Here is a 6,796-nt window from a genome sequence, read left to right as displayed (position 1 = left end):
CCCTAACGTTGACCGGCCCGGAAGACCCGTGGCTCTATTTCTACGAGGACTTTTTGGCCGCATACGATCCAAAGCTGCGCAAGGATGTCGGCGTTTACTACACGCCCGTCCAGGTTGTGCGAGCACAGGTGCGTCTAATTGACGATCTGTTAGTTAATCGCCTCAAAAAGCGCTCGGGGTTCTGCAATCCCGATGTCGTCACGCTCGACCCAGCGGCCGGGACGGGAACGTACTTGCTGGGCGTCATCGAGCACGCCCTCAAGAGGATTGAGGACGAGCAAGGCGCAGGCGCTGTGCCCGGCCAGGCCTCGACGCTTGCAGATAATCTCTATGGCTTCGAGTTCATGGTCGGGCCCTATGCCGTCAGCGAACTGCGCGTAAGTCGTGCCCTGCGAGATCGAGGTGCGGCGATATCAGACGACGGCACACACATCTACCTGACGGACACGCTCGAAAGCCCAAACGCTGAGCCGCTCCAACTGCCGCTTTTCTTTAAGCCCATCGCCGATCAACATGCCAAGGCCCTGCAAGTGAAGAGCAAGGTCCCCGTTATCATATGCCTCGGTAATCCGCCGTACGACCGTCACGAGGCGGCAGCAGAAGATAACAAGCCGCGCACCGGAGGCTGGGTGCGCTGGGGCGACCATGGCGAAACCGCGATTCTAAGCGACTTCCTCGAGCCCGCCAAAAAAGCCGGTTACGGCGTCCACATTAAGAACCTCTACAATCTCTACGTCTATTTCTGGCGCTGGGCGCTGTGGAAGGTGTTCGAGCACGAGACGTCGAGCGGTCCGGGCATCGTGAGCTTTATCAGCGCATCGAGCTACCTCGACGGAGACGCTTTCTGCGGCATACGAGAGCATATACGTCGCCTGTGCGACGAAATCTGGATTCTGGACCTCGGAGGCGAGGGACGCGGCACTCGCAAGAGCGAGAATGTCTTTGCCATCCGGACGCCCGTGGCCATCGCGGTAGCGGTCCGTGCCGGGAAAGCGAAGAAGGATCGACCCGCCACCGTTCACTACGCCCGCATTGAAGGCTCCCGCGATGCAAAACTGCGGCGCCTCGGCGCCATCCGCAATTTCACATCGCTGCAATGGGAGGACTGTCCCGCCGACTGGCACGCGCCGTTCCGCCCTGCCGGAAAGGGCGATTACTTCCGCTGGCCTCTGCTGACGGACCTAATACCCTGGCAACACTCCGGGGTGGAGTATAAACGGACGTGGCCCATCGCGCCCGATCGCGATACCTTGAAGAGGCGATGGCATGCTCTCTTGAGGTCCGGGGACCAATCTGAACTCTTCAAAGAAACAAGGGACCGCAAAATCAGCTCGCCCTGCTCTTCCGCGCCCCCGAATGGCTATGCCGATCAATCCATAGTAAGGCTGCCAAGAGACGCCTCGCCACCGCGGATTGAGCGATACGCCTATCGATCATTGGACCGTCAATGGGTCTTCGCCGACAACCGGCTGGGAGACTTCTTGCGCCCAGTGCTCTGGAGCGCTCGAGGCAGCTCGCAGGTGTACGTGACAAGCCTATTCAACCACCCGTTGGGGACCGGACCCGCGCTCACCTCGTGCAGTCATATCCCTGACCGTCATCACCTAAGGGGGTCGTTCGGCGGAAAGGACGTGATGCCGCTTTATCGCGACGCCGACTCGACGGAGGCGAACATCCTGCCCGGCCTGGTGAACATGCTTGGGAAGACCTACAAGCGCGATGTCTCACCGGAGGATTTTCTGGCTTATATCTATGGCGTGCTGGCGCAGCCTGCGTTCACTGCGCACTATCGGAAGGAACTGGAGACGCGGGAATTGCGCGTGCCGATCACGAAGGACGCTGTCTTGTTTGAGAAGGTTCGGGAGATTGGGGCGCGGCTGCTCTGGCTCCACACTTATGGCGAGCGGTTCGTCCCAAAGGGCGAGCGGCGAGGCCAGGTTCCGGCTGGCGCTGCGAAGTGCGTCAAGGCCGTGCCCGGCGACAAGGATGGCTATCCGGAATCGTTTGAATACAGTGATTTGACGCAGACGCTGCACGTCGGTGGGGGCGAGTTTCGGCCTGTCTCGCCAGATGTATTGGAGTTCGAGGTCTCAGGGCTCAAGGTTGTGCGGTCTTGGCTGAAGTACCGCATGAAAAAGGGCGCGGGTAGAAAATCCTCGCCGCTCGACTACATCCGGCCGGAGTGTTGGACCAGCCAGTTCACGACCGAACTGCTCGAATTGCTCTGGGTGCTCGAGGCGACGATCGCGGGGTACCCACAGCAGGCCGAGCTTCTGGAGGCGGTTGTGAGCGGCCCATACTTCCGCGCGGACGAGCTCCCGCCAGTTCCAGAAGCGATGCGCAAACCGCCGCCGATGCCTCGCCCTAGAGTCTCGGGCACAGTGCTATGATCATTCCGACGTCGGCGCCTATCTTCTTTCGATATGCCCTGGCCGTGCGGCCTGTCGGTTGACAGGTAGAATCTGTGCAAGGATAATTGGCGAGAATTGAAGAGGATAGGTCTTAGGTAGTAATGTGCCCCCAATTGAACGTTGAATATGGTTGTAGAGCGTAATTCTGACGTAAGTGTCTTGGCGCCTCGCCAGGTGGATGCTGGCGTGCTCTTGGGCTATCCGCCTGCGAGGGAGATCAAGAATAAACGCCTCATTGTGGGACCCGGGGCGAGATTGCGCAGCGGGACGGTGCTTTATTTGGGCTCGACCATCGGTCGCGATTTCGAGACAGGTCACAACGTTGTGGTTCGCGAGGAGAACGAGATCGGTGACGAGGTGAGCATTTGGAGCAATTCGGTGGTCGATTACGGCTGCAAGATTGGGAGCAGGGTTAAAATACACACAGGTGTGTACATCGCTCAGTTCACAACGATCGAGGACGACGTGTTTCTCGCACCTGGCGTCATGATAGCGAACGACCTGCACCCTATCTGCACTGAGTGCATGCTGGGGCCGACGATCAAGACGGGCGCGCGGATAGGGCTCAACGCCAGCATACTCCCGCGTGTAGTGATAGGCGAGGGCGCTATTATCGGGGCTGGCGCGGTCGTCATTCGAGATGTTGAGCCTGGCACGGTAGTTGCGGGCAGCCCAGCGAGGGTTTTGGGTATGGTCAAAGACCTACGCTGCATTCACGGCTCAAAAGGTATGGCGTATCCTGAGCTGCGAAATAGGTGAGGCGCAAGTGACCCGTCGCAAAGTCCTCCTACTAAACCCTCCCGGCGAAAAGCTCTACGCCAGAGATAAGTACTGCACATCGGTCAGCAAGACGAGCTACTACTGGCCGCAGGTCGATCTGCTGGTCCAGAGCGGCTATCTCAAGGACCACCACGACCTGTTCGTGCTCGATGCAATAGCAGAGCGGCTGTCGTTCGAGAAGAGCTTCGAGCGCATCAGCAAGATGGGTGCGGACGCGGTGATTTTCCTGACCTGTTCGGCATCCTGGAACAAGGATTTCGCGTTTGCCAAGCGGCTCAAAGACGAGCTTGGGATGACGACGATCGCCAACGGTGGGTTCCTTCTTTTCAAGGGCAAGAGCGCGATGGAGCAGTTCCCGCAGATCGACGCGGTGATGCTCGATTTCACGGAGCCGGACATTCTGAAATATCTGCAAGGGGATACCGAGAACCTCAAGAACTTCATCTATCGCAAGGACGGGGAGATAACGGCCTGCGAGCGCACGCGCCGCACAAAGTTCTCGTATCCCGTCCCGAGGCACGACCTCTTCCCACTCAAGCGGTATCTTTTCCCGTTGTCGAAGCGGCGCGTCTATACAGCGGCACTTACGAGCATGGGCTGCCCATTCCACTGCACGTTCTGTATCCCTGCGACGCTCGGTTTCAAGCTGAGGGACGTTGACAATGTTATTGAGGAGCTGATGTTCATCAGGTCGCTCGGGGTCAAGGAAGTGCTGTTTCAGGATTCCAGCTTCGGGGCAAACCGGGACCACCTGAAGGAGGTCTGTGAGAAGATGATCGACGCTCGGCTCGACATCGTCTGGATGTGTCAGTCGCGCGTCGATATCATCGACGAGGAGCGCATCTCGTTGATGAAGGAGTCAGGATGTCATACCATCCAGTTCGGAGTCGAGAGCGGCGACGAGCACATCCTTCAGACGATGTCGAAGGGGATCACACTTGAACAGACCAGGCGAGCGTTTTCGCTATGTCGTAAGCACAAGATCGCAACCAACGGGTTCTTCATAATAGGGATGCCAGGCGAGAGCGAGGATACGGTGCTTAAAACCATATCTTTTGCCAAGGAGCTTAATCCTGACGTCGCAGCGTTTTCACTCCCAATGCCTCATCCGGGCACCAAGCTGGGCGAGGCGGTTCGCAGCGACGGCACGGTTCTTACTGAGTGGGACCTGTTTGATGACGTGGCCCATCCGAAGCTGCCGACCGGGAACCTCTCGACTGAGAAGATATGGGAGCTTCGCAACCGTGCGTATAGGGAGTTTTATCTTCGTCCGGGCTATATGCTTAGGCGGGCTTCGAGAATAACGTCTTGGAAGGAGCTCACGATGCACGTGAGGGCGTTTTTCTCTATCTTCAGGCGCATTGTCCTTCACGATTACGAGAAATAGGGGAAAGAGACATGGGTAGGAAGACCGTCGCGTTGGTCGATGGTGAGCACTATCTCCCTGTGACGCGGGCGGCGCTCGCGCAGCTTGGCGAGGACATGGGCTACGAGGTGGTGGCGGCCGTCTTCATCGGTGGGACGGAGAAGATCGGCGTGCCCGAGGACCTCAGGCAGCTCGAGGTTCCCGTGATACTGCCAGAGTCGCCGCTTCTTGGTATTCGTCGCGCGATAGAGGAGTTTCAGCCTGACGTGGTGTTTGATCTTTCTGACGAGCCGGTTGTTGGGTATCACGAGCGCATGGCGATGGCGTGTGAGGTCCTCAGTTGCGGTGTTGTTTACAAGGGTCCGGACTTCGAGTTCACACCGCCCAGATTCCCGAGACTCTGCCGCAAGCCCTCAATTGCAGTCATCGGGACGGGCAAGCGGATCGGCAAGACCGCCGTGGCGGCGTTTATGGCGCGAGTCTTGAGTGGAGAGGAGACGGAGGACGAAAGGACTTGGCTGCCCTGCATCGTAACTATGGGCAGGGGCGGTCCGGCTGAACCTGAGGTCATAAGAGGGGACGAGCTCGAGATAACGCCCAGCTACCTTATCGACATGAGCGCAAAGGGCGTTCACGCCTCGTCCGATCACTTCGAGGACGCTCTCATGTCTCGCATACCGACAATCGGGTGCAGGCGTTGCGGCGGCGGGTTCTCGGGCAAGGTCTTCTTGTCCACTGTGCCCCAAGGGGTCATGATAGCAAACGAGCTACCTGTTAATCTCGTCATATTCGAGGGCAGCGGCGCGTCGTTTCCGGACGTCGCAACGGAGGAGACGGTGGTCGTTGTCGGCGCAAATCAGCCGCTGGACTACATAGCCGGATACATGGGGCCATATAGAATCCGTCGCGCAAGCCTCGCGGTCATAACGCTTTGTGAGGCGCCTTCGGCCAATCTTAGGAAGGTTGCGAAGCTGGACAGGGCAATCAGGGAGATCAACCCCACGATCGAGGTTGTCTGGACAGTCTTTCGACCGAAGCCGTTGATAGACGTTGCCAAGAAGAGGGCCATCGTTGCCACGACTGTGCCTGAGGCATCCCAGGACATCATAACTAAGCATCTGTCAGCGGCTTACGGGTGCGAGGTGCTCTTCGCGAGCCATAGCCTCTCCAACAGGCCTCGGCTGCAACAGGAGCTCGCTCACGCAGTATCCGAGTTCCCCGAAGCGGATATCCTGATTACAGAACTTAAGGCTGCATCGGTTGATGTTGCGGCCAAGATAGCGATTGACAACGGCCTTGAGGTCGTTTTCATGGACAACGTCCCCGAGGTCGTCGGAGGCGACGGCGAGCTGGACACTCTGATGATCGAAGTAGCCAGCAGAGCACAAAACAGCTTTATGCGCCGATGATTACACTCAGTCAGAACATCGCGCGGGCGCTTGCGCCAGCGATTGCAGTTCTAATGCTTATGGTTTCCGGCATCACGGCACCTCTTGCGGGCGCTGTGAAACAAACGCCTCCCAAGAAAACCTCTGCCGAGGCCCAGGACCGGCATGACTCGGCGATGAGGCTGTTAGAGCAGACCCGCGCCAAGATCGATAGGTTGCGGTCGGTGAAGGCCGAGTTCGTGCAGGAGAAGCACCTGGCGATGCTGATTGAGCCTGTTATCTCGAAGGGCACGTTTCTATACAAGGCAGACCGCAAGTTCGCCTGGCACTATCTTCCCCCTGACGAGAGCTACACGATCTCCGATGGGAAGAGAATATGGCTCTACTTCCCGGCCCTTGAACAGGCCGAGGTCTATGACATGGAGAAGTTCAAGACCCAAAGCCGTGTCTTTGAGAAGCTCTGCCTGGGTTTCGAGCGGCCGCTGTGTGACCTCGCCGATTCGTTCTCGATCGAGCTGATTGGGCAGACGGCGAGCGATTTCGAGGTCGAACTGAGGCCGAAGGATGAGTCCATGGCAAGGCTGATCGCAAGGCTGCGGATTGTCATCAGCAAGGAAACGGGCTTGCCTACTCGCCTGAACTCCGTCGAGAAGAACGGCGATACGACGTCCATCAAGTTCACGAAGGTCAAGCTCAATCGCGAGCTAGCTGACTCTCTGTTCACATTTGTGCCTCCAAAGGGGGTGAAGGTGCAGGAGCAGCAACGCTCGCTGTCATATTGAGAGCCCCATCACGCCGATGCTTCGGGGGCCTCGAGCGTGCGGTGGGCCGAGCTCGTCTCCAACCTCTAG

At 58.2% G+C, this 6,796-nt stretch carries 5 protein-coding genes; all 5 read left to right on the top strand.

Features of this window, described 5'->3' with window-relative positions; genetic code table 11:
- Positions 1 to 2,390 (top strand): type ISP restriction/modification enzyme (locus VM163_09765; protein ID HUT04162.1); only part of this gene is annotated, 2,390 nt, incomplete at its 5' end.
- Between the two features lie 147 nt (positions 2,391 to 2,537).
- Entirely contained in the window at positions 2,538 to 3,170 is a 633-nt protein-coding gene (locus VM163_09760) for an acyltransferase (protein HUT04161.1), read from the top strand.
- Positions 3,171 to 3,177: 7 nt separating this feature from the next.
- Positions 3,178 to 4,578, top strand: coding sequence for a radical SAM protein (locus VM163_09755; protein ID HUT04160.1), 1,401 nt, complete (start codon positions 3,178 to 3,180; stop codon positions 4,576 to 4,578).
- An 11-nt stretch (positions 4,579 to 4,589) separates the two neighbouring features.
- The gene (locus tag VM163_09750; GenBank protein ID HUT04159.1) at positions 4,590 to 5,966 is read left to right on the top strand and encodes a 2,3-diphosphoglycerate synthetase; all 1,377 of its coding nucleotides are present in this window, start codon (positions 4,590 to 4,592) and stop codon (positions 5,964 to 5,966) included.
- The gene (gene lolA, locus VM163_09745; GenBank protein HUT04158.1) at positions 5,963 to 6,727 is read left to right on the top strand and encodes an outer membrane lipoprotein chaperone LolA; all 765 of its coding nucleotides are present in this window, start codon (positions 5,963 to 5,965) and stop codon (positions 6,725 to 6,727) included. Before VM163_09750 ends, lolA begins: the two co-directional genes overlap by 4 nt.
- Positions 6,728 to 6,796: the final 69 nt, after the last annotated feature.

This window comes from bacterium (genome assembly GCA_035527515.1).
Lineage (GTDB): Bacteria > B130-G9 > B130-G9 > B130-G9 > B130-G9 > B130-G9.
Note: the sequence above shows the minus strand (reverse complement) of the source record. Positions and strands in the feature narration are given on the sequence as shown.

What these genes read in the sequence shown, in the direction of transcription:
- VM163_09760 (HUT04161.1), top strand. Translation starts at nt 2,538, where the DNA reads ATGGTTGTAGAGCGTAATTCTGACGTAAGTGTCTTGGCGCCTCGCCAG.
- VM163_09750 (HUT04159.1), top strand. Translation starts at nt 4,590, where the DNA reads ATGGGTAGGAAGACCGTCGCGTTGGTCGATGGTGAGCACTATCTCCCT.
- lolA (HUT04158.1), top strand. Translation starts at nt 5,963, where the DNA reads ATGATTACACTCAGTCAGAACATCGCGCGGGCGCTTGCGCCAGCGATT.